The organism is Escherichia sp. MR, assembly GCF_005280595.1.
Classification (GTDB): domain Bacteria; phylum Pseudomonadota; class Gammaproteobacteria; order Enterobacterales; family Enterobacteriaceae; genus Escherichia; species Escherichia ruysiae.
Genome location: NZ_SZVK01000005.1, coordinates 69,929 through 93,320 on the forward strand (window position 1 = coordinate 69,929; position 23,392 = coordinate 93,320).

Consider the following 23,392-nt stretch of genomic DNA (forward strand, 5'->3'; position numbering starts at 1 on the left):
CATGGCTAAGACGTTATACGAAAAATTGTTCGACGCTCACGTAGTCTACGAAGCTGAAAACGAAACCCCTCTGTTATATATCGACCGCCATCTGGTACATGAAGTGACCTCACCGCAGGCGTTCGATGGCCTGCGCGCCCACGGCCGCCCGGTGCGTCAGCCAGGTAAAACCTTCGCCACCATGGATCACAACGTCTCTACCCAGACCAAAGACATTAATGCCTGCGGTGAAATGGCGCGCATCCAGATGCAGGAACTGATCAAAAACTGCAAAGAGTTTGGCGTTGAGCTGTATGACCTGAATCACCCGTATCAGGGAATCGTCCACGTGATGGGGCCAGAACAGGGTGTCACCTTGCCGGGGATGACCATTGTTTGCGGTGACTCACATACCGCCACTCACGGCGCGTTTGGCGCACTGGCGTTTGGTATCGGTACTTCCGAAGTTGAACACGTACTGGCAACGCAAACCCTGAAACAGGGTCGTGCGAAGACCATGAAAATTGAAGTCCAGGGCAAAGCTGCGCCTGGCATTACCGCGAAAGATATCGTGCTGGCGATCATCGGTAAAACCGGCAGCGCAGGCGGCACCGGGCATGTGGTGGAGTTTTGCGGCGAAGCAATCCGTGATTTAAGCATGGAAGGCCGCATGACTCTGTGCAATATGGCAATCGAAATGGGTGCGAAAGCTGGTCTGGTTGCGCCGGACGAAACCACCTTTAACTATGTCAAAGGCCGTCTTCATGCGCCGAAAGGCAAAGATTTCGACGACGCCGTCGCCTACTGGAAAACCCTGCAAACCGACGAAGGCGCAACTTTCGATACCGTTATCACTCTGCAAGCAGAAGAGATAGCCCCACAGGTGACCTGGGGAACTAACCCAGGACAGGTGATCTCCGTTAACGAGAATATCCCTGATCCCGCTTCGTTTGCCGATCCGGTTGAACGCGCGTCGGCAGAAAAAGCGTTGGCCTATATGGGGCTGAAACCGGGTATTCCGCTGACCGAAGTGGCTATCGACAAAGTGTTTATCGGCTCCTGTACCAACTCACGTATTGAAGATTTACGCGCGGCGGCGCAAATCGCCAAAGGCCGGAAAGTCGCGCCAGGCGTACAGGCACTGGTGGTTCCCGGCTCCGGTCCGGTAAAAGCCCAGGCAGAAGCAGAAGGTCTGGACAAAATCTTTATTGAAGCCGGTTTTGAATGGCGCTTGCCTGGCTGCTCAATGTGTCTGGCGATGAACAACGACCGTCTGAATCCGGGCGAGCGTTGTGCCTCTACCAGCAACCGTAACTTTGAAGGCCGCCAGGGGCGCGGCGGGCGCACGCATCTGGTCAGCCCGGCAATGGCGGCCGCCGCTGCCGTGACCGGACATTTCGCCGACATTCGCAACATCAAATAAGGAGCATACTATGGCAGAGAAATTTATCAAACACACAGGCCTGGTGGTTCCGCTGGATGCCGCCAATGTCGATACCGATGCGATTATCCCGAAACAGTTTTTGCAGAAAGTGACGCGCACTGGTTTTGGCGCGCATCTGTTTAACGACTGGCGTTTTCTCGATGAAAAAGGCCAACAGCCAAACCCGGACTTTGTGCTGAACTTCCCGCAATATCAAGGGGCTTCCATTTTGCTGGCGCGAGAAAACTTCGGCTGCGGTTCCTCGCGTGAGCACGCGCCGTGGGCGTTGACCGATTACGGTTTTAAAGTGGTGATTGCGCCGAGTTTCGCCGATATCTTTTACGGCAACAGCTTTAATAACCAGTTGCTGCCGGTGAAATTAAGCGATGAAGAAGTGGACGAGCTGTTTGCCCTGGTGAAAGCCAATCCGGGGATTCACTTCGATGTGGATCTGGAGGCGCAAGAGGTGAAAGCGGGAGAGAAAACCTATCGCTTTACCATCGATGCCTTCCGCCGCCACTGCATGATGAATGGTCTGGACAGCATCGGTCTGACCCTGCAGCACGACGACGCCATTGCGGCTTATGAAGAGAAGCAACCGGCGTTTATGCGTTAGTTTGTACACCGTCCGGCACTCAATCGCTAAAAAGAAAAAAGCCAGCAGGTATTCACTGCTGGCGTGGCGATTAACACCAATACTCAGTCACACATGATGTCTGCAAATCAGTAGTCAGAATCACTCCCCTCCCACTGCATCTTGTTCTTCAGGCATAGCTAAACGTTGTAGAACGCTTAACCCGCGAAGCCAGCACATCTTCTCTGTCACGATAAAATAGTGCCGCTAAAACTGACGCATGGGATACCTCATTGCTTCATCGTTAAGAATTATTGACTTAATATAGGGAAAATAAAATTGCTGACTTTTGCGCAGGAGTTCCCCTTTTATGCCATCTGCTCGTCTGCAACAACAGTTCATCCGCCTGTGGCAATGCTGTGAGGGTAAATCTCAGGAGACAACGCTGAACGAACTGGCGGAGTTATTGAGCTGCTCCCGTCGTCATATGCGCACCCTGCTCAACACCATGCAGGATCGCGGCTGGCTGACGTGGGAAGCGGAAGTCGGGCGCGGCAAACGCTCGCGTTTAACGTTCCTCTATACCGGGCTGGCGCTACAACAACAGCGGGCAGAGGATCTGCTGGAGCAGGATCGCATCGACCAACTGGTACAACTTGTCGGTGATAAAACCGCCGTGCGGCAAATGCTGGTTTCTCATCTGGGGCGTAGCTTCCGCCAGGGACGGCACATCCTGCGCGTCCTCTACTATCGTCCGTTGCGCAACCTGCTGCCTGGCAGCGCATTACGCCGTTCCGAAACGCATATCGCCCGGCAAATCTTCAGCGCGTTAACCCGCATAAATGAGGAAAATGGGGAACTGGAAGCGGACATCGCCCACCACTGGCAACAAATTTCCCCGCTTCACTGGCGTTTCTTTTTACGCCCGGGAGTTCATTTTCATCATGGTCGTGAACTGGAAATGGACGACGTGATCGCCTCATTGAAACGGATCAATACGCTGCCGCTCTATTCGCATATTGCTGAAATTGTATCGCCGACGCCCTGGACGCTGGATATCCATCTCACGCAGCCAGACCGCTGGTTGCCGTTACTGCTGGGGCAAGTTCCGGCGATGATCCTGCCGCGTGAATGGGAAACCCTCAGCAACTTTGCCAGCCATCCCATCGGCACCGGTCCGTATGCGGTAATGCGTAACAGCGCCAATCAACTGAAAATTCAGGCATTCGATGACTTCTTCGGTTATCGCGCGCTAATCGACGAGGTTAACGTCTGGGTCTTGCCGGAAATTGCCGACGAGCCAGCCGGAGGGCTGATGCTGAAAGGACCACAGGGCGAGGAAAAAGAGATTGAAAGCCGTCTGGAGGAAGGTTGCTACTATTTACTGTTCGACAGCCGCACCCATCGCGGGGCGAATCAGCAAGTCAGAAACTGGGTAAGCTATGTGCTTTCTCCGACCAATCTGGTTTATTTCGCCGAGGAACAGTACCAGCAACTGTGGTTCCCGGCTTATGGAATGCTCCCCCGCTGGCACCATGCCCGCCCGACACATTGCGAAAAACCAGCCGGACTGGAACATCTCACCCTGACCTTTTACCAGGATCATATTGAACATCGGGTCATTGCCAGGATCATGCAGCAGATTCTGGCAAGTCACCATGTCACGCTGGAAATCAAAGAGATCAGCTACGATCAGTGGCACGAAGGTGAGATTGAAAGCGACATCTGGCTTAACAGCGCCAACTTTACGCTACCGCTAGATTTTTCGCTGTTCGCGCACTTGTGCGAGGTGCCGTTGCTACAACACTGTATTCAGATCGACTGGCAAGCCGACGCCGCCCGCTGGCGCAATGGCGAGATGAATCTGGCGAACTGGTGCCAGCAACTGGTCGCCAGCAAAGCAATGGTGCCGCTGATCCATCACTGGCTGATTATTCAGGGGCAACGCAGTATGCGCGGCCTGCGCATGAATACCCTCGGTTGGTTCGATTTTAAATCGGCGTGGTTTGCGCCGCCGGATCCATGATTGCTGGTTGATAACAAAATCACTACACTAACGCCGTTCTCAACGGGGTGCCACGCAGACGCGTGCGCTGAGAAAATACCCGTCGAACCTGATCCGGATAACGCCGGCGAAGGGATTTGAGGCTCCTTCTCAAGTCCTTTGCCACTCTTTTTTGAGGTGCAAAGTGTTAAAAAAATGTCTTCCCCTGCTGTTGCTGTGCACAGCGCCCGTTTTCGCTAAACCCGTTCTGACTGTTTATACCTACGACTCCTTCGCCGCCGACTGGGGGCCTGGTCCGGTGGTTAAAAAAGCCTTTGAAGCCGACTGTAACTGCGAACTGAAACTGGTGGCGCTGGAAGATGGTGTCTCACTGCTCAACCGTCTGCGGATGGAAGGCAAAAACAGCAAAGCCGATGTGGTGCTGGGGCTGGATAACAACCTGTTAGATGCCGCCAGCAAAACCGGACTGTTTGCCAAAAGCGGCGTGGCAGCCGATGCCGTTAACGTTCCCGGCGGCTGGAATAATGACACTTTCGTACCATTTGATTACGGCTACTTCGCCTTCGTCTATGACAAGAACAAACTAAAAAATCCGCCGCAAAGCCTGAAAGAGCTGGTTGAGAGCGATCAGAACTGGCGAGTGATTTATGAAGATCCGCGTACCAGTACGCCGGGGCTGGGTCTGCTGTTGTGGATGCAAAAAGTCTATGGCAATAACGCCCCGCAAGCCTGGCAGAAACTGGCGAAAAAAACCGTCACGGTAACGAAGGGCTGGAGCGAAGCCTACGGCCTGTTTTTAAAAGGCGAAAGCGATCTGGTACTGAGTTACACCACCTCTCCGGCTTATCACATTCTCGAAGAGAAGAAAGATAACTACGCCGTCGCGAACTTCAGCGAAGGTCACTATCTGCAAGTGGAAGTCGCCGCCCGCACCGCTGCCAGCAAGCAGCCGGAGCTGGCGCAAAAGTTCCTTCAGTTTATGGTTTCTCCGGCTTTCCAGAATGCGATCCCAACCGGCAACTGGATGTATCCGGTGGCAAACGTCACGCTGCCTGCCGGTTTTGAACAACTGACCAAACCAGCAACCACGCTGGAATTCACGCCAGCCGAAGTGGCGGCACAACGTCAGGCATGGATTAGCGAATGGCAACGCGCCGTCAGCCGTTAATTCCCGGCTGGTTAATTCCAGGCGTAAGCGCCGCCACGCTGGTGGTAGCAGTTGCACTGGCGGCGTTTCTCGCGCTGTGGTGGAACGCGCCGCAGGGTGACTGGGCGACAATCTGGCAGGACAGCTACCTGTGGCATGTGGTGCGCTTCTCCTTCTGGCAGGCGTTTCTCTCGGCGCTGCTCTCTGTCGTGCCCGCGATATTCCTTGCCCGCGCGCTCTATCGCAGGCGCTTTCCGGGTCGGCTGGCGCTGTTACGTCTGTGCGCAATGACCTTGATCCTGCCGGTGCTGGTCGCCGTTTTCGGCATTCTTAGCGTCTATGGTCGCCAGGGCTGGCTGGCATCACTCTGGCAAACGCTTGGTCTGGAATGGACATTTTCCCCCTACGGCCTGCAAGGCATTTTGCTGGCGCACGTATTTTTTAATCTGCCGATGGCGAGCCGTTTATTACTTCAGGCACTGGAAAATATTCCCGGCGAGCAGCGCCAGCTTGCCGCACAGCTTGGGATGCGCGGCTGGCACTTCTTTCGTTTCGTCGAATGGCCGTGGTTACGGCGACAAATCCCGCCGGTTGCTGCGCTGATCTTTATGCTCTGTTTCGCCAGCTTCGCCACCGTGCTGTCGCTGGGCGGCGGGCCACAGGCGACGACTATCGAACTGGCAATCTATCAGGCGCTGAGCTACGACTACGATCCCGCCCGCGCGGCGATGCTGGCGCTGATCCAGATGGTGTGCTGCCTTGGGCTGGTGCTGTTGAGTCAACGACTAAGTAAGGCCATTGCGCCCGGCACCACGCTGCTGCAAGGCTGGCGCGACCCGGACGATCGTCTGCATAGCCGCATTTGCGACACTGTGTTAATTGTGCTGGCGCTGCTGCTGTTGCTGCCACCGTTACTGGCGGTGATCGTCGATGGGGTAAATCGCCAGTTGCCGGAAGTGCTGGCACAACCGGTGCTGTGGCAGGCGCTGTGGACCTCGTTGCGTATTGCGCTGGCGGCAGGTGTATTGTGTGTAGTGCTGACCATGATGCTGCTATGGAGCAGTCGCGAACTGCGGGCGCGGCAAAAAATGCTGGCGGGTCAGGCGCTGGAGATGAGCGGCATGTTGATCCTCGCCATGCCGGGTATTGTACTGGCAACGGGTTTCTTTTTGCTGCTCAACAATACGACTGGCCTGCCGCAATCTGCTGACGGCATTGTGATTTTCACCAATGCGTTAATGGCGATCCCTTACGCGCTGAAGGTGCTGGAAAATCCGATGCGCGATATCACCACCCGCTACAGCATGTTGTGTCAGTCGCTGGGCATTGAAGGCTGGTCGCGCTTAAAAGTGGTCGAGTTTCGGGCGCTGAAACGCCCGCTGGCGCAGGCGTTGGCCTTTGCCTGCGTGCTGTCGATTGGTGATTTTGGCGTGGTGGCGTTGTTCGGTAACGACGATTTCCGCACCCTGCCGTTTTATCTCTACCAGCAAATTGGCTCTTATCGCAGCCAGGACGGTGCGGTCACCGCGTTAATTCTGCTGCTGCTCTGTTTTCTGCTGTTTACCGTGATTGAAAAACTACCGGGGCGAAATGTTAAAACTGACTGATATCACCTGGCTTTACCACCATTTGCCGATGCGTTTTAGCTTAACGGTGGAACGCGGCGAGCAGGTGGCGATCCTCGGGCCAAGCGGAGCAGGTAAAAGTACCCTGCTGAATTTGATCGCCGGTTTTCTGACGCCAGCCAGCGGTTCGCTGACTATCGACGGCGTTGAGCACACCACGACGCCGCCGTCACGCCGTCCGGTGTCAATGCTGTTTCAGGAAAACAACCTGTTCAGTCACCTGACGGTCGCGCAGAACATCGGGCTGGGTTTGAATCCGGGATTGAAGTTGAACGCGGTACAACAGGAGAAAATGCACGCTATCGCCCGTCAGATGGGGATTGATAATTTAATGGCGCGGTTGCCTGGCGAGCTTTCCGGCGGTCAGCGGCAGCGCGTAGCGTTAGCGCGTTGTCTGGTACGCGAACAGCCGATTTTATTGCTTGATGAACCGTTCTCCGCGCTCGATCCGGCGTTACGTCAGGAGATGTTGACGCTGGTGAGCACGAGCTGCCAGCAGCAAAAAATGACGCTGTTGATGGTATCGCACAGCGTGGAAGATGCGGCGCGGATCGCCACGCGCTCGGTGGTGGTCGCCGACGGGCGTATCGCCTGGCAGGGTAAGACCGAAGAATTATTGAGCGGTAAGGCGAGTGCTTCGCCTCTGTTGGGAATTAAAGGTTAAAAGCGCACGGACAGTCCCCTCGCCCCTCTGGGGAGAGGGTTAGGGTGAGGGGAACAAACCAGCGCCGGTGCAAACTATCCCCTAAACCCCAACCACTTTACGCAAAATATCGATATACATCGGCATCAACGGGTGGCGAATTAACACCACCAGCGCCACCACGCCGATGGCAGAAATCGACGGCGTCAGCCACAACAAACGACCGCGCGGCAAATAATGACTTAAACGATCGGTTGCTTTGCCGCTGCGCCATAACCGCCAGCACAGCCAACCACCAGCCCACAAAAACACCGCCGTCACCAGCAGCAACCATTTAAACTCACCGCTCTGCATTCCGGCAGGAATATCGATCGCCGCGCCCGCCAGAATCCCTGGCAGGAAGTAAAACGGCGGCCACAGCAGGCAGCCGATAATATTCGGCGTAATAAATTTAGCCACCGGCAGATCCAGCATTCCCGCCACCATTGGCACCAGCGGACGCGTCGGGCCAACAAAACGACCGACCAGAATGGTGAACATGCTGTGCTGATGCAGCGCATGTTCGGTTTTGTCGAGTAGTGCTTTGTTTTTCTTCAGAAATGACCAACGATGCAACGGCTTTTTAAAACGCCAGCCCAGCCAGAAGGAGATCCAGTCGCCCATCAGGCAGCCAATAATCCCTGCCAGCCAGGCGTGCCAGAAACTTAACTCGCCACTGCCAATCAGCGCCCCCAGCCCCGCCATCAGCACCGTACCGGGTAGAATCAACCCGACCAGCGCCAGCGACTCCAGAAAAGCCACCAATAACACCGCCATCAATGAGTACACGGTGGATTGGGTAATAAAGTGTTCCAGCAATGCTTGCATAATGTGCCTGTCAAAGGGACGAAGCAGGGATTCTGCAAACCCATTGCCACTCCGTCAAGCCATCAATTGTCTGATTCGTTACCAGTTATGACAACCTGACAGCTACATCATTCACTTTTTCTTCACAACCAGCACGGAACTCACTAGGGCTCGCCCCGGTGCATTTTTTAAATACTCGCGAGAAATAGAGTTGATCGTCAAAGCCAACATTGCGCCCGACGGTGGCGATAGGCATCCGGGTGGTGCTCAAAAGCAGCTTCGCCTGACTAATGCGCTGGTCCTCGCGCCAGCTTAAGACGCTAATCCCTAACTGCTGGCGGAACAGATGCGACAGACGCGACGGCGACAGGCAGACATGCTGCGCGACGCTGGCGATATCAAAATTGCTGTCCGCCAGGTGATCGCTGATGTACTGACAAGCCTCGCGTACCCGATTATCCATCGGCGGGTGGAGCGACTCATTAATCGCTTCCATACGCCGCAGTAACAATTGCTCAAGAAGATTTATCGCCAGCAATTCCGAATAGCGCCCTTCCCCTTGTCCGGCATTAATGATTTGCCCGAACAGATCGCTGAAATGCGGCTGGTGCGCTTCATCCGGGCGAAAGAAACCGGTATTGGCAAATATTGACGGCCAGTTAAGCCATTCATGCCAGTAAGCGCGCGGACGAAAGTAAACCCACTGGTGATACCATTCACGAGCCTCCGGATGACGACCGTAGTGATGAATTTCTCCCGGCGGGAACAGCAAAATATCGCCCGGCCGGCAGACAAATTCTCGTCCCTGATTTTTCACCACACCCTGTCCACGAATGGTGAGGTTGAGAATATAGCCTTTCATTCCCAGCGGCCGGTCGATAAAAAAATCGAGATAACCGTTGGCCTCAATCGGCGTTAAACCCGCCACCAGATGGGCGTTAAACGAGTAACCCGGCAGCAGGGGATCATTTTGCGCTTCAGCCATACTTTTCATACTCCCGCCAATCAGAGAAGAAACCAATTGTCCATATTGCATTAAACATCATCAGCATTGCGTCTCTGGTGGGCTATCTTCACTAATCCAACCGGCAACCCCGCTTGTGAAAAGCATTTTGTAACAAGGAGGGACGAAAGCCATGACAAAAACGCGTAACAAAAGTGTCTATAATCGCGGCAGAAAAGTCCACATTGATTATTTGCACGGCGTCACACTTTGCTATGCAATAGCATTTTTATCCATAAGATTAGCGAATACTGCCTGACTGTTTTTATCGCAACTCTCTACTGTTTCTCCATACCCGTTTTTTTTGGATGGAGTGAAACGATGGCGATTGCAATTGGCCTCGATTTTGGCAGTGATTCTGTGCGAGCTTTGGCGGTGGACTGCGCCACCGGTGAAGAGATCGCCACCAGCGTAGAGTGGTATCCCCGTTGGCAGAAAGGGCAATTTTGTGATGCCCCGAATAACCAGTTCCGTCATCATCCGCGTGACTACATTGAGTCAATGGAAGCGGCGCTGAAAACCGTGCTTGCAGAGCTTAGCGCCGAACAGCGCGCAACTGTGGTCGGAATTGGCGTGGACAGCACCGGCTCGACGCCCGCACCGATTGACGCTGACGGTAACGTGCTGGCGCTGCGCCCGGAGTTTGCCGAAAACCCGAACGCGATGTTCGTATTGTGGAAAGACCACACTGCGGTTGAAGAAGCAGAAGAGATCACCCGCTTATGTCACACACCGGGCAACGTTGACTACTCCCGCTATATTGGCGGTATTTATTCCAGCGAATGGTTCTGGGCAAAAATCCTGCATGTGACTCGCCAGGACAGCGCCGTGGCACAATCTGCCGCATCGTGGATTGAGCTGTGCGACTGGGTGCCTGCCCTGCTTTCCGGCACCACGCGCCCGCAGGATATCCGTCGCGGACGTTGCAGCGCCGGGCATAAATCACTGTGGCATGAAAGCTGGGGCGGCCTGCCACCAGCCAGTTTCTTTGATGAGCTGGACCCGATCCTCAACCGTCATTTACCCTCCCCGCTATTCACTGATACCTGGACTGCCGATATTCCGGTGGGCACCTTATGTCCGGAATGGGCGCAGCGTCTCGGCCTGCCTGAAAGCGTGGTGATTTCCGGCGGCGCGTTTGACTGCCATATGGGCGCAGTTGGCGCAGGCGCACAGCCTAACGCGCTGGTAAAAGTTATCGGCACTTCCACCTGCGACATTCTGATTGCCGACAAACACAGCGTCGGTGAACGCGCGGTGAAAGGTATTTGCGGCCAGGTTGATGGCAGCGTGGTGCCTGGATTTATCGGTCTGGAAGCAGGCCAATCGGCCTTTGGTGATATCTACGCCTGGTTTGGTCGCGTACTCGGCTGGCCGCTGGAACAGCTTGCCGCCCAGCATCCGGAACTGAAAGAGCAAATCAACGCCAGCCAGAAACAACTGCTTCCGGCGCTGACCGAGGCGTGGGCCAAAAATCCGTCTCTGGATCACCTGCCGGTGGTGCTCGACTGGTTTAACGGCCGCCGCACACCGAACGCGAACCAACGCCTGAAAGGGGTGATTACCGATCTCAATCTCGCTACCGACGCCCCGGCGCTGTTCGGCGGTTTGATTGCCGCCACCGCCTTTGGCGCTCGCGCGATTATGGAATGCTTCACCGGTCAGGGGATCGCCGTCAATAACGTGATGGCGCTGGGCGGCATCGCGCGGAAAAACCAGGTCATTATGCAGGCCTGCAGCGACGTGCTGAATCGCCCGCTGCAAATTGTTGCCTCTGATCAGTGCTGTGCGCTCGGTGCGGCGATTTTCGCTGCCGTCGCCGCGAAAGTGCACGCAGACATCCCATCAGCACAGCAAAAAATGGCCAGTACGGTAGAAAAAACCCTGCAACCGCGCACCGAACAGGCACAACGCTTTGAACAGCTTTATCGCCGCTATCAGCAATGGGCGATGAGCGCCGAACAACACTATCTTCCAACTTCCGCCCCGGCACAGGCTGCCCAGGCCGTTCCGACTCTATAAGGACACGACTATGACGATTTTTGATAATTATGAAGTGTGGTTTGTCATTGGCAGCCAACATCTTTACGGCCCAGAGACTCTGCGTCAGGTCACCCAACATGCCGAGCACGTCGTTAATGCGCTGAATACTGAAGCGAAACTGCCCTGCAAACTGGTGCTGAAACCGCTGGGCACCACGCCGGATGAAATCACCGCTATTTGCCGCGACGCCAATTACGACGATCGTTGCGCCGGTCTGGTGGTGTGGCTGCACACTTTCTCCCCGGCAAAAATGTGGATCAACGGCCTGACCATGCTCAACAAACCGTTGCTGCAATTCCACACCCAGTTCAACGCGGCGCTGCCGTGGGACAGCATCGACATGGATTTTATGAACCTGAACCAGACCGCGCACGGCGGCCGCGAGTTCGGCTTCATCGGCGCGCGTATGCGTCAGCAACATGCCGTCGTTACCGGTCACTGGCAGGATAAGCAAGCGCATGAGCGTATCGGCTCCTGGATGCGCCAGGCGGTATCTAAACAGGATACCCGTCATCTGAAAGTCTGCCGTTTTGGCGACAACATGCGTGAAGTGGCGGTCACTGACGGCGATAAAGTTGCCGCACAGATCAAGTTCGGTTTCTCGGTGAATACCTGGGCGGTTGGCGATCTGGTGCAGGTGGTGAACTCCATCAGCGATGGCGATGTTAACGCGCTGGTCGATGAGTACGAAAGCAGCTACATCATGACGCCTGCCACACAAATCCACGGCGAAAAACGGCAGAACGTGCTGGAAGCGGCACGTATTGAGCTGGGGATGAAGCGTTTCCTGGAACAAGGTGGCTTCCACGCGTTCACCACCACCTTTGAAGATTTGCACGGCCTGAAACAGCTTCCGGGTCTCGCCGTACAGCGTCTGATGCAGCAGGGTTACGGCTTTGCGGGCGAAGGCGACTGGAAAACTGCCGCCCTGCTTCGCATCATGAAGGTGATGTCAACCGGTCTGCAGGGCGGCACCTCCTTTATGGAGGACTACACCTATCACTTCGAGAAAGGTAATGATCTGGTGCTCGGCTCCCATATGCTGGAAGTCTGCCCGTCGATCGCCGCAGAAGAGAAACCGATCCTCGACGTTCAGCACCTTGGCATTGGCGGTAAAGACGATCCTGCCCGCCTGATCTTCAACACCCAAACCGGCCCTGCGATTGTCGCCAGCTTGATTGATCTCGGCGATCGTTACCGTCTGCTGGTTAACTGCATCGACACGGTGAAAACCCCGCACTCCTTGCCGAAACTACCGGTGGCGAATGCGCTGTGGAAAGCGCAGCCAGATCTGCCAACTGCTTCCGAAGCGTGGATCCTCGCTGGTGGCGCGCACCATACCGTCTTCAGCCATGCGCTGAACCTGAACGATATGCGCCAGTTTGCCGAGATGCACGACATTGAAATCACGGTGATTGATAACGACACCCGCCTGCCTGCGTTTAAAGACGCGCTGCGCTGGAACGAAGTGTATTACGGATTTCGTCGCTAAGTAGCCGCATCAGGTATGTAACGCCTGATGCGACGCTAGCGCGTCTTATCAGGCCTACACGCTGCGATTTTGTAGGCCGGATAAGCAAAGCGCATCCGGCATTCTTTTCCCCCTCGCCCCTTTGGGGAGAGGGCCGGGGTGAGGGGAAATGACCTCTCTGGAGTCAACATGTTAGAAGATCTCAAACGCCAGGTATTAGAAGCCAATCTGGCGCTGCCAAAACACAACCTGGTCACGCTCACCTGGGGCAACGTCAGCGCCGTTGATCGCGAGCGCGGCGTCTTTGTGATCAAACCTTCCGGCGTCGATTACAGCGTCATGACCGCTGACGATATGGTTGTGGTCAGCATCGAAACCGGTGAAGTGGTTGAAGGTACGAAAAAGCCCTCCTCCGACACGCCAACTCACCGGTTGCTCTATCAGGCATTCCCGTCCATTGGTGGCATTGTGCATACGCACTCCCGCCATGCCACCATCTGGGCGCAGGCAGGTCAGTCGATTCCGGCAACCGGCACCACCCACGCCGACTATTTCTACGGCACCATTCCCTGTACGCGTAAAATGACTGATGCGGAAATCAACGGCGAATATGAGTGGGAAACCGGTAACGTCATCGTTGAAACCTTCAAAAAACAGGGGATCGACGCGGCGCAAATGCCTGGCGTGCTGGTGCATTCTCACGGTCCGTTTGCGTGGGGTAAAAATGCCGAAGATGCGGTGCACAACGCCATCGTACTGGAAGAAGTCGCTTATATGGGGATTTTCTGCCGTCAGTTAGCACCGCAGTTACCGGATATGCAACAAACATTGCTGGATAAGCACTATCTGCGTAAGCATGGCGCAAAAGCCTATTACGGCCAGTAATGGCTGTATAAAACCACAGCCAGTCAACCAAAACCAGGCTATACTCAAGCCTGGTTTTTTATTGGATTTTCAGCGTGGCGCAGGCAGGTTTTATCTTAACCCGACACTGGCGGGACACCCCGCAAGGAACCGAAGTTTCCTTTTGGTTAGCGACGGACAACGGGCCGTTGCAGGTCACGCTTGCGCCGCAAGAGTCCGTGGCGTTTATTCCCGCTGATCACGTTCCCCGCACTCAACATATTTTGCAGGGCGAGCAAGGATTTCGCCTGACGCCGCTGGCGTTAAAGGATTTTCACCGCCAGCCGGTGTATGGCCTTTATTGTCGCGCCCATCGCCAGTTGATGAATTACGAAAAGCGCCTGCGTGAAGCTGGCGTTACCGTTTACGAGGCCGATGTGCGCCCGCCAGAACGCTATCTGATGGAACGGTTTATTACCGCTCCGGTGTGGGTCGAGGGTGATTTGCGTGATGGCGCTATCGTTAATGCTCGCCTGAAACCGCATCCCGACTACCGCCCGCCGCTCAAGTGGGTCTCTATAGATATTGAAACCACCCGCCACGGTGAGCTGTACTGCATCGGCCTGGAAGGTTGCGGGCAGCGCATCGTTTATATGCTGGGGCCAGAGAATGGCGACGCCTCCTCGCTCGATTTCGAACTGGAATACGTCGCCAGCCGCCCGCAGCTACTGGAAAAACTCAACGCCTGGTTTGCCAACCACGATCCCGATGTGATCATCGGCTGGAACGTGGTGCAGTTCGATCTGCGAATGCTGCAAAAACATGCTGAGAGATACCGCATTCCGCTGCGTCTGGGGCGTGATAACAGCGAGCTGGAGTGGCGTGAGCACGGCTTTAAAAACGGCGTCTTTTTTGCCCAGGCCAAAGGCCGGCTAATTATCGACGGTATCGAGGCGCTAAAATCCGCGTTCTGGAATTTCTCTTCATTCTCGCTGGAAACTGTCGCTCAGGAGCTGTTAGGCGAAGGCAAATCTATCGATAACCCGTGGGATCGGATGGACGAGATTGACCGCCGTTTCGCCGAAGATAAACCTTCGCTTGCGACTTATAACCTGAAAGATTGCGAGCTGGTCACCCAGATCTTCCACAAAACCGAAATCATGCCGTTTTTACTCGAACGGGCGACGGTTAACGGCCTGCCTGTAGATCGCCACGGGGGTTCGGTGGCGGCGTTTGGTCATCTCTATTTTCCGCGAATGCATCGCGCTGGTTATGTCGCGCCTAATCTCGGCGAAGTGCCGCCGCACGCCAGCCCTGGCGGCTACGTGATGGATTCGCGACCAGGGCTGTATGATTCGGTGCTGGTGCTGGACTACAAAAGCCTGTACCCGTCGATCATCCGCACCTTTCTGATTGATCCCGTCGGGCTGGTGGAAGGCATGGCGCACCCCGATCCAGAGCACAGTACCGAAGGTTTTCTCGAAGCCTGGTTCTCGAGGGAAAAACATTGCCTGCCAGAGATCGTAACTAACATCTGGCATGGACGCGATGAAGCCAAACGTCAGGGCAATAAGCCGCTGTCGCAGGCGCTGAAGATCATTATGAATGCCTTTTATGGCGTGCTTGGTACGACCGCCTGCCGGTTCTTCGATCCGCGCCTGGCGTCGTCGATCACCATGCGCGGACATCAGATCATGCGGCAAACCAAAGCGTTAATTGAAGCGCAAGGCTATGACGTGATCTACGGCGACACCGACTCAACGTTTGTCTGGCTGAAAGGCGCACATTCGGAAGAAGAGGCGGCGAAAATCGGTCGTACACTGGTGCAGTACGTTAACGCCTGGTGGGCTGAAACGCTGCAAAAACAACGGCTGACCAGCGCACTGGAACTGGAGTATGAAACTCATTTCTGCCGTTTTCTGATGCCAACCATTCGCGGAGCCGATACCGGCAGTAAAAAGCGTTATGCCGGGCTGATTCAGGAGGGTGACAAACAGCGGATGGTATTTAAAGGGCTGGAAACGGTGCGCACCGACTGGACGCCACTGGCTCAGCAGTTTCAGCAGGAGCTGTATTTGCGCATCTTTCGCAACGAGCCATATCAGGATTATATCCGCGAGACCATCGACAAACTGATGGCTGGTGAACTGGATGCGCGGTTGGTTTATCGTAAACGCCTTCGACGTCCGCTGAGCGAATATCAGCGTAATGTGCCGCCTCATGTACGCGCCGCACGCCTTGCCGATGAAGAAAACCAAAAGCGTGGTCGTCCTTTGCAATATCAGAACCGTGGCACCATTAAATATGTCTGGACCACTAACGGCCCGGAACCGCTGGACTATCAACGTTCACCGCTGGATTACGAACACTATCTGACTCGCCAGCTTCAACCGGTGGCGGAAGGAATACTCCCTTTTATTGAGGATAATTTTGCTACACTTATGACCGGGCAACTTGGGCTATTTTGAGCAAAAAAAGAGTTCGTCAGATACCATTTTGATGCGTGACGAATCCTTTGCCATCCAGTACCATAGCGCCCTTTCCATTCCTGGACCTGAATAACGCCACTACCACATAAGCCCGGTAGCGGGTAGTTATTGCCTGCAATTAAAGATATAGAGCCGAACACATATGCCTTTTACACTTGGTCAACGCTGGATCAGCGATACAGAAAGCGAATTGGGACTTGGAACCGTTGTCGCGGTGGATGCGCGAACTGTCACTCTGCTTTTCCCATCTACGGGTGAAAACCGTCTGTACGCACGCAGTGATTCCCCCGTGACCCGCGTGATGTTCAACCCTGGTGATACCATTACCAGCCACGATGGCTGGCAGATGCAAGTCGAAGAAGTAAAAGAAGAAAATGGCTTGCTGACCTATATCGGTACTCGCCTAGATACTGAAGAAGCCGGCGTGGCCCTGCGCGAAGTTTTCCTTGATAGCAAACTGGTGTTCAGCAAACCGCAAGACCGCCTGTTTGCCGGGCAGATTGACCGTATGGACCGCTTTGCGCTGCGTTATCGCGCGCGTAAGTATTCCAGCGAACAGTTCCGTATGCCGTACAGCGGCCTGCGCGGTCAGCGTACCAGTCTGATCCCGCACCAGCTCAACATCGCTCATGATGTTGGTCACCGCCACGCGCCGCGCGTTCTGCTGGCTGACGAAGTGGGTTTAGGGAAAACCATTGAAGCTGGGATGATCCTGCATCAGCAGTTGCTCTCTGGCGCTGCTGAACGTGTGCTAATTATCGTCCCGGAAACCTTACAGCATCAGTGGCTGGTAGAAATGCTGCGCCGTTTCAACCTGCGTTTTGCTCTGTTTGATGATGAGCGTTATGCCGAAGCTCAGCACGATGCTTACAACCCGTTCGATACCGAACAGCTGGTGATTTGCTCGCTGGATTTTGCCCGTCGTAGCAAACAGCGTCTGGAACATCTCTGTGAAGCCGAGTGGGACCTGCTGGTGGTCGATGAAGCGCATCACCTGGTGTGGAGCGAAGATGCGCCGAGCCGTGAATATCAGGCCATTGAACAACTGGCAGAGCATGTGCCGGGCGTTCTGCTGCTGACCGCAACCCCGGAACAGCTGGGGATGGAAAGCCACTTCGCCCGTCTGCGTCTGCTGGACCCGAACCGTTTCCACGATTTTGCGCAATTCGTTGAAGAGCAGAAAAATTATCGTCCGGTTGCGGACGCCGTTGCCATGCTGCTGGCAGGTAACAAACTGAGCAATGACGAACTGAACATGCTCGGTGAGATGATCGGCGAACAGGATATCGAGCCGCTGTTGCAAGCAGCAAACAGCGACAGCGAAGATGCCCAGAGCGCCCGTCAGGAACTGGTTTCGATGCTGATGGATCGCCACGGCACCAGCCGCGTGCTGTTCCGTAACACCCGTAACGGCGTAAAAGGCTTCCCGAAACGCGAGCTGCACACCATTAAGCTGCCGCTGCCGACGCAGTATCAGACGGCTATTAAAGTGTCCGGCATTATGGGCGCACGTAAAAGTGCGGAAGACCGCGCCCGCGATATGCTCTATCCGGAGCGTATTTATCAGGAATTTGAAGGCGATAACGCCACCTGGTGGAACTTTGATCCGCGCGTTGAGTGGCTGATGGACTATCTGACCAGTCATCGCTCACAGAAAGTGTTGGTGATCTGCGCCAAAGCCGCCACCGCGCTGCAACTAGAGCAGGTGCTTCGCGAACGTGAAGGTATTCGCGCAGCGGTGTTCCACGAAGGCATGTCGATTATCGAACGTGACCGCGCAGCCGCCTGGTTCGCCGAAGAAGATACCGGCGCACAGGTGCTGCTGTGCTCGGAAATCGGTTCTGAAGGGCGTAACTTCCAGTTCGCCAGCCACATGGTAATGTTCGATCTGCCGTTCAACCCAGACCTACTGGAGCAGCGTATTGGTCGTCTGGATCGTATCGGTCAGGCGCACGATATTCAGATCCACGTACCTTATCTGGAAAAAACCGCTCAGTCGGTGCTGGTGCGCTGGTATCACGAAGGTCTGGATGCGTTCGAGCACACCTGCCCGACCGGACGTACTATCTACGATAGCGTGTACAACGATCTGATTAACTACCTGGCTTCACCCGATCAAACCGAAGGCTTTGACGATCTGATCAAAAACTGCCGCGAGCAACACGAAGCCCTGAAAGCACAACTGGAGCAGGGTCGTGACCGCCTGCTGGAGATCCACTCCAACGGTGGCGAAAAAGCCCAGGCACTGGCAGAAAGCATTGAAGAGCAGGATGACGATACCAACCTGATCGCCTTCGCCATGAACCTGTTCGATATTATCGGTATTAATCAGGACGATCGCGGCGACAACATGATCGTGCTGACGCCGTCCGATCATATGCTGGTGCCGGACTTCCCGGGGCTGTCGGAAGACGGTATTACCATCACCTTCGACCGTGAAGTGGCGCTGGCGCGTGAAGATGCGCAGTTTATTACCTGGGAACATCCGCTGATCCGCAACGGTCTGGATCTGATCCTTTCTGGCGATACTGGTAGCAGCACGATTTCATTGTTGAAAAACAAAGCGTTGCCGGTAGGTACGCTGTTGGTGGAGCTGATTTACGTGGTTGAAGCACAAGCGCCGAAGCAGTTGCAGCTTAACCGCTTCCTGCCGCCGACGCCGGTACGTATGCTGTTGGATAAAAACGGCAACAACCTGGCGGCACAGGTAGAGTTTGAAACCTTTAACCGTCAGCTTAACGCAGTGAATCGCCACACCGGTAGCAAGCTGGTTAACGCCGTACAGCAAGAGGTTCACGCTATCCTGCAACTGGGTGAAGCGCAGATTGAGAAGTCTGCCCGTGCACTGATCGATGCGGCGCGTAACGAAGCTGACGAAAAACTGTCTGCGGAACTGTCGCGTCTGGAAGCACTGCGCGCAGTGAACCCGAACATTCGTGACGACGAACTGGCCGCCATTGAAAGCAACCGTCAGCAGGTAATGGAAAGTCTGGATCAGGCAGGCTGGCGTCTGGATGCCCTGCGTTTAATCGTTGTGACGCATCAGTAACGGAGCCGAAGATGGGGATGGAAAACTACAATCCGCCGCAGGAACCCTGGCTGGTTGTCCTGTATCAGGATGATCACATTATAGTGGTCAACAAGCCGAGCGGTTTGTTGTCTGTGCCGGGGCGCCTGGAAGAGCACAAAGACAGCGTGATGACGCGCATTCAGCGTGATTATCCGCAGGCGGAATCGGTGCATCGTCTGGATATGGCCACCAGCGGCGTGATTGTAGTGGCGCTGACTAAAGCTGCGGAGCGGGAATTAAAACGCCAGTTCCGCGAGCGCGAGCCGAAAAAACAGTATGTGGCTCGCGTCTGGGGGCATCCATCCCCTGCGGAAGGTCTGGTGGATCTGCCGTTGATTTGCGACTGGCCAAACCGCCCGAAACAGAAAGTCTGTTACGAAACGGGTAAGCCTGCGCAGACAGAATATGAAGTCGTGGATTATGCGGCGGATAACACGGCAAGAGTGGTGTTAAAGCCGATTACCGGACGTTCGCATCAGCTACGTGTGCATATGCTGGCGCTGGGGCATCCGATTCTCGGCGATCGTTTTTATGCTTCACCAGAAGCCAGGGCGATGGCACCGCGTTTGCTGCTACATGCAGAGATGTTGACGATTACCCATCCGGCATATGGCAATAGTATGACGTTTAAGGCGCCAGCGGATTTTTGATAGTGACGACGGCGCAGTCCGGTAGTCCGGATAAGGCGTTCACGCCGCATCCGGCAATTTGTGCCGCCGGATGCTGATCGCCGGATGCGACGCTGGCGCGTCTTATCCGGCCTACAATTTCTTACTCGCTCTGAAACTTATTTAAACCCTTTCTGCTGCTTAATCAGCTCATACGCCTGCTGAATTTCCTGCGCTTTCTGCTTCGCCATCTCCATCATCTCTGGCGGCAAACCTTTCGCCACCAGCTTATCCGGATGGTGTTCGCTCATCAGCTTACGGTAGGCTCGTTTAATGGTGGTTGCATCGTCCGTCGGCTTCACGCCCAGCACGTTACAGGCATCTTCCAGTGTCGGGCCACGCTGCGCTTGCTGCCAGTTACCACCGCCAGATTGCTGCTGATAACCGCCGCCAAATTGCGCCCCACCCTGCATCATGCGCAGAAACTGGTCAAACTGGGCGCGGGAGATCCCTAACTCTTCAGCAATCACATACAGCACCGCCCGTTCATTCGGGTGAAGTGAACCATCAGCAAACGCCGCCTGAATCTGGATCTCCAGAAACATACGAATTAAGTCAAAACGACCAAAGCAAACACTGCGAAACTGACGCATCTTTTCGCGCAGCGGGTAATTGTCTGATTTTCCCACCCGAAATGCATTTTGCGCCGCAGTACGGGAAGCACCGTGTAAATTCATCCGATCCATGAGCAATGTGGCAATATGAATATCAGCCTCAGTAACACGTCCTTTGGATTTGGTTAAATGCCCCATCACTTCAAAAGTGGTGGCAAAAAACAGCGCCTGACGCTCGCGCTGGTTGGCGAACCACGCCATTTTGCGGCTGCGGGCTTTATCAAACATATGGCCGATTAACAGACCTAATACAACGCCCCAAAAGCCGCCGCCCATCAGTAAGGCCACGGCCACGCCAATGATTTTTCCCCAATACTGCATATATTCCCCAAATCGACACACGGATATCAGGGCTATCTCCCACAATATAAAGATGCTTTTACCGTTTTCCGGCTGCGGTCAATTGTGGGACATCGCCTATAATTTGCATTATCATACCTGTCATTCAATGCCGTGCCTAACACCACTGACGCTATTCGGACAGGATTAACACTAGCGTAGAGATGACGAGTACGTTAGTCTCTGACCGTTTGTCACGCGCAACGTTACCGATGATGGAACAATAAAATCAACGTATGAAAAAACGTATCCCCACTCTCCTGGCCACCATGATTGCCACCGCCCTTTATAGTCAACAGGGACTGGCAGCCGACCTCGCCTCACAGTGCATGTTGGGCGTGCCAAGCTATGACCGTCCTCTGGTACAGGGCGAGACTAACGACTTACCCGTGACGATTAATGCTGACCACGCAAAGGGGAATTACCCCGATGACGCCGTGTTTACTGGCAGCGTAGATATCATGCAGGGTAACAGCCGTCTGCAGGCCGACGAAGTGCAGCTCCATCAAAAAGAGGCACCAGGACAACCGGAGCCGATACGTACTGTTGATGCGCTCGGTAATGTCCATTACGACGATAACCAGGTGATCCTCAAAGGGCCGAAAGGCTGGGCGAATCTGAACACCAAAGATACCAACGTCTGGGAAGGTGATTACCAGATGGTGGGTCGCCAGGGTCGTGGTAAAGCGGACCTGATGAAACAACGTGGCGAAAACCGCTACACCATTCTGGATAACGGTAGCTTTACTTCCTGTTTGCCAGGTTCCGATACCTGGAGCGTGGTAGGTAGCGAAATTATTCATGACCGCGAAGAACAAGTTGCGGAGATCTGGAACGCCCGCTTTAAAGTGGGTCCGGTTCCGATCTTTTACAGCCCGTATTTGCAGTTGCCGGTGGGTGATAAACGCCGTTCTGGTTTCTTGATCCCGAACGCCAAATACACCACCACCAACTACTTTGAGTTCTATCTGCCATATTACTGGAACATCGCGCCAAATATGGATGCCACCATCACGCCGCATTATATGCATCGTCGTGGCAACATCATGTGGGAGAACGAATTCCGTTATCTCACCCAGGCAGGCGCAGGCTTGATGGAACTGGATTATCTGCCTTCGGATAAAGTCTATGAAGATGAACATCCAGAAGATAGCAATTCACGCCGTTGGTTGTTCTACTGGCAACACTCCGGAGTGATGGACCAGGTTTGGCGCTTTAACATTGACTACACCAAAGTCAGCGATCCCAGCTATTTCAATGACTTCGATAACAAGTACGGTTCCAGTACTGACGGCTACGCAACGCAAAAATTCAGCGTTGGCTATGCAGTGCAGAACTTTGACGCCACGCTTTCGCATAAACAATTCCAGGTTTTTGATGATACCAGTGGCAACAGCTACGCCGCTGAACCGCAGTTAGACGTCAATTACTACCATAACGATCTCGGTCCGTTTGATACCCGCATCTATGGTCAGGCTGTGCATTTTGTAAATACCAATAGCAATATGCCAGAAGCCACACGTCTGCACCTTGAACCGACAATCAATCTTCCGTTGTCGAATAACTGGGGGAGTCTGAATACCGAAGCCAAACTGATGGCGACGCATTATCAACAGACCAATCTTGACTGGTATAACAGCAACCCACAAAACAATAAGTTGGCAGATTCTGTTAACCGTGTAATGCCGCAATTCAAAGTTGACGGCAAAATGGTCTTTGAACGCGATATGGAAATGCTGGCGCCGGGTTACACCCAGACGCTGGAACCGCGCGCACAATACCTGTATGTGCCGTATCGCGATCAGAGCGATATCTACAACTACGACTCGTCTCTGCTGCAATCTGACTACTCTGGCCTGTTCCGGGACCGGACTTACGGTGGTCTTGACCGTATTGCTTCGGCTAACCAGGTAACGACCGGCGTCACAACTCGCGTATATGATGACGCAGCCGTTGAACGTTTTAATATTTCCGTTGGTCAAATCTACTACTTCACGGAGTCTCGCACCGGCGATGACAACATAACATGGGAGAATGACGACAAAACGGGCTCACTGGTATGGGCAGGCGATACCTACTGGCGCATCTCCGAACGCTGGGGATTGCGTGGCGGCATTCAGTACGATACTCGTCTGGATAACGTAGCCACCAGTAACACCAGCATTGAATACCGTCGGGATGAAGACCGTCTGGTACAGCTGAACTACCGCTACGCCAGCCCGGAATATATTCAGGCTACGCTGCCTAAGTACTATTCCACCGCCGAGCAGTACAAAAACGGTATTTCGCAGGTAGGCGCAGTCGCCAGCTGGCCAATCGCCGATCGTTGGTCAATTGTCGGGGCTTACTACTACGACACCAATGCGAACAAGCAAGCCGACTCAATGTTAGGCGTGCAATACAGCTCCTGCTGCTATGCGATTCGCGTCGGTTACGAGCGGAAGCTGAACGGTTGGGATAACGATAAACAACATGCGGTATATGACAACGCAATCGGCTTTAACATCGAACTTCGCGGCCTGAGCTCCAACTACGGTCTGGGTACGCAAGAGATGCTGCGTTCGAACATTCTGCCGTATCAAAACACTTTGTGATTTGTTGATTTACCAC

General features: G+C 54.4%; 16 protein-coding genes, 1 pseudogene and 1 riboswitch. Of the genes and pseudogenes, 13 read left to right on the forward strand and 4 right to left on the reverse strand.

All coding sequences use genetic code 11. The annotated features are described in order from the left end of the window. Nucleotide 1: 1 nt before the first annotated feature. Together leuC and leuD are read left to right on the forward strand one after the other, a co-directional pair. Nucleotides 2–1,402, forward strand: a complete 1,401-nt coding sequence (gene leuC, locus FC814_RS03770; protein ID WP_137325532.1) for a 3-isopropylmalate dehydratase large subunit — start codon at nucleotides 2–4, stop codon at nucleotides 1,400–1,402. Nucleotides 1,403–1,412: 10 nt separating this feature from the next. Beyond that, complete coding sequence (gene leuD, locus FC814_RS03775; protein WP_000818244.1) at nucleotides 1,413–2,018, forward strand: 3-isopropylmalate dehydratase small subunit; 606 nt, start codon at nucleotides 1,413–1,415, stop codon at nucleotides 2,016–2,018. Between the two features lie 107 nt (nucleotides 2,019–2,125). Here the strand turns inward: leuD and FC814_RS23425 are convergent. Then, a pseudogene (locus FC814_RS23425) lies at nucleotides 2,126–2,231 on the reverse strand (glucose uptake inhibitor SgrT). A gap of 115 nt (nucleotides 2,232–2,346) precedes the next feature. Between FC814_RS23425 and sgrR the strand changes: the two are divergent. The 4 genes from sgrR to thiQ all read left to right on the forward strand — a co-directional run bounded on the left by sgrR (nucleotide 2,347) and on the right by thiQ (nucleotide 7,417). Then, nucleotides 2,347–4,002, forward strand: coding sequence for a DNA-binding transcriptional regulator SgrR (sgrR, locus tag FC814_RS03785; protein WP_085460318.1), 1,656 nt, complete (start codon nucleotides 2,347–2,349; stop codon nucleotides 4,000–4,002). A gap of 33 nt (nucleotides 4,003–4,035) precedes the next feature. After that, nucleotides 4,036–4,135, forward strand: a riboswitch (TPP riboswitch). A 30-nt stretch (nucleotides 4,136–4,165) separates the two neighbouring features. Next, nucleotides 4,166–5,149, forward strand: a complete 984-nt coding sequence (gene thiB, locus FC814_RS03790) for a thiamine ABC transporter substrate binding subunit (RefSeq protein WP_137325533.1) — start codon at nucleotides 4,166–4,168, stop codon at nucleotides 5,147–5,149. Beyond that, the gene (gene thiP, locus FC814_RS03795) at nucleotides 5,125–6,735 is read left to right on the forward strand and encodes a thiamine/thiamine pyrophosphate ABC transporter permease ThiP (RefSeq protein WP_137325534.1); all 1,611 of its coding nucleotides are present in this window, start codon (nucleotides 5,125–5,127) and stop codon (nucleotides 6,733–6,735) included. The genes thiB and thiP overlap by 25 nt, the downstream gene beginning before the upstream one ends. Further along, nucleotides 6,719–7,417, forward strand: a complete 699-nt coding sequence (gene thiQ / locus FC814_RS03800) for a thiamine ABC transporter ATP-binding protein ThiQ (protein WP_137325535.1) — start codon at nucleotides 6,719–6,721, stop codon at nucleotides 7,415–7,417. The genes thiP and thiQ overlap by 17 nt, the downstream gene beginning before the upstream one ends. Before the next feature lie 81 nt (nucleotides 7,418–7,498). Here the strand turns inward: thiQ and FC814_RS03805 are convergent, their stop codons facing one another. Further along, nucleotides 7,499–8,263: a DedA family protein gene (locus tag FC814_RS03805; protein ID WP_137325536.1), complete on the reverse strand. Its 765-nt coding sequence runs from the start codon at nucleotides 8,261–8,263 to the stop codon at nucleotides 7,499–7,501. Between the two features lie 85 nt (nucleotides 8,264–8,348). After that, the gene (gene araC, locus FC814_RS03810; protein WP_016159393.1) at nucleotides 8,349–9,227 is read right to left on the reverse strand and encodes an arabinose operon transcriptional regulator AraC; all 879 of its coding nucleotides are present in this window, start codon (nucleotides 9,225–9,227) and stop codon (nucleotides 8,349–8,351) included. Nucleotides 9,228–9,566: 339 nt separating this feature from the next. Here araC and araB point away from each other — a divergent pair, with 339 nt between their 5' ends. From araB to rluA, 6 genes are all read left to right on the forward strand, one after another. Next, a complete protein-coding gene (gene araB, locus FC814_RS03815) occupies nucleotides 9,567–11,267 on the forward strand; it encodes a ribulokinase (protein WP_137325537.1) in 1,701 nt (566 codons plus the stop codon). Nucleotides 11,268–11,277: 10 nt separating this feature from the next. Further along, complete coding sequence (araA, locus tag FC814_RS03820) at nucleotides 11,278–12,780, forward strand: L-arabinose isomerase (RefSeq protein WP_000151749.1); 1,503 nt, start codon at nucleotides 11,278–11,280, stop codon at nucleotides 12,778–12,780. Between the two features lie 168 nt (nucleotides 12,781–12,948). After that, on the forward strand, nucleotides 12,949–13,644 hold the full coding sequence (gene araD / locus FC814_RS03825) for an L-ribulose-5-phosphate 4-epimerase (RefSeq protein ID WP_097413431.1): 696 nt from the start codon (nucleotides 12,949–12,951) through the stop codon (nucleotides 13,642–13,644). Between the two features lie 74 nt (nucleotides 13,645–13,718). Then, nucleotides 13,719–16,070 (forward strand): DNA polymerase II, encoded by a 2,352-nt coding sequence (polB, locus tag FC814_RS03830; protein WP_137325538.1) that lies wholly within the window; start codon nucleotides 13,719–13,721, stop codon nucleotides 16,068–16,070. Nucleotides 16,071–16,233: 163 nt separating this feature from the next. After that, complete coding sequence (rapA, locus tag FC814_RS03835) at nucleotides 16,234–19,140, forward strand: RNA polymerase-associated protein RapA (RefSeq protein ID WP_137325539.1); 2,907 nt, start codon at nucleotides 16,234–16,236, stop codon at nucleotides 19,138–19,140. 11 nt (nucleotides 19,141–19,151) lie between these two features. Beyond that, nucleotides 19,152–19,811, forward strand: a complete 660-nt coding sequence (gene rluA, locus FC814_RS03840) for a bifunctional tRNA pseudouridine(32) synthase/23S rRNA pseudouridine(746) synthase RluA (RefSeq protein ID WP_137325540.1) — start codon at nucleotides 19,152–19,154, stop codon at nucleotides 19,809–19,811. A gap of 137 nt (nucleotides 19,812–19,948) precedes the next feature. Here rluA and djlA read toward each other — a convergent pair whose 3' ends face one another. Then, entirely contained in the window at nucleotides 19,949–20,764 is an 816-nt protein-coding gene (djlA, locus tag FC814_RS03845; RefSeq protein ID WP_001200584.1) for a co-chaperone DjlA, read from the reverse strand. Between the two features lie 254 nt (nucleotides 20,765–21,018). Here djlA and lptD point away from each other — a divergent pair, with 254 nt between their 5' ends. Continuing rightward, on the forward strand, nucleotides 21,019–23,376 hold the full coding sequence (gene lptD / locus FC814_RS03850; protein WP_137325541.1) for an LPS assembly protein LptD: 2,358 nt from the start codon (nucleotides 21,019–21,021) through the stop codon (nucleotides 23,374–23,376). The last annotated feature ends 16 nt before the right edge of the window (nucleotides 23,377–23,392 follow it).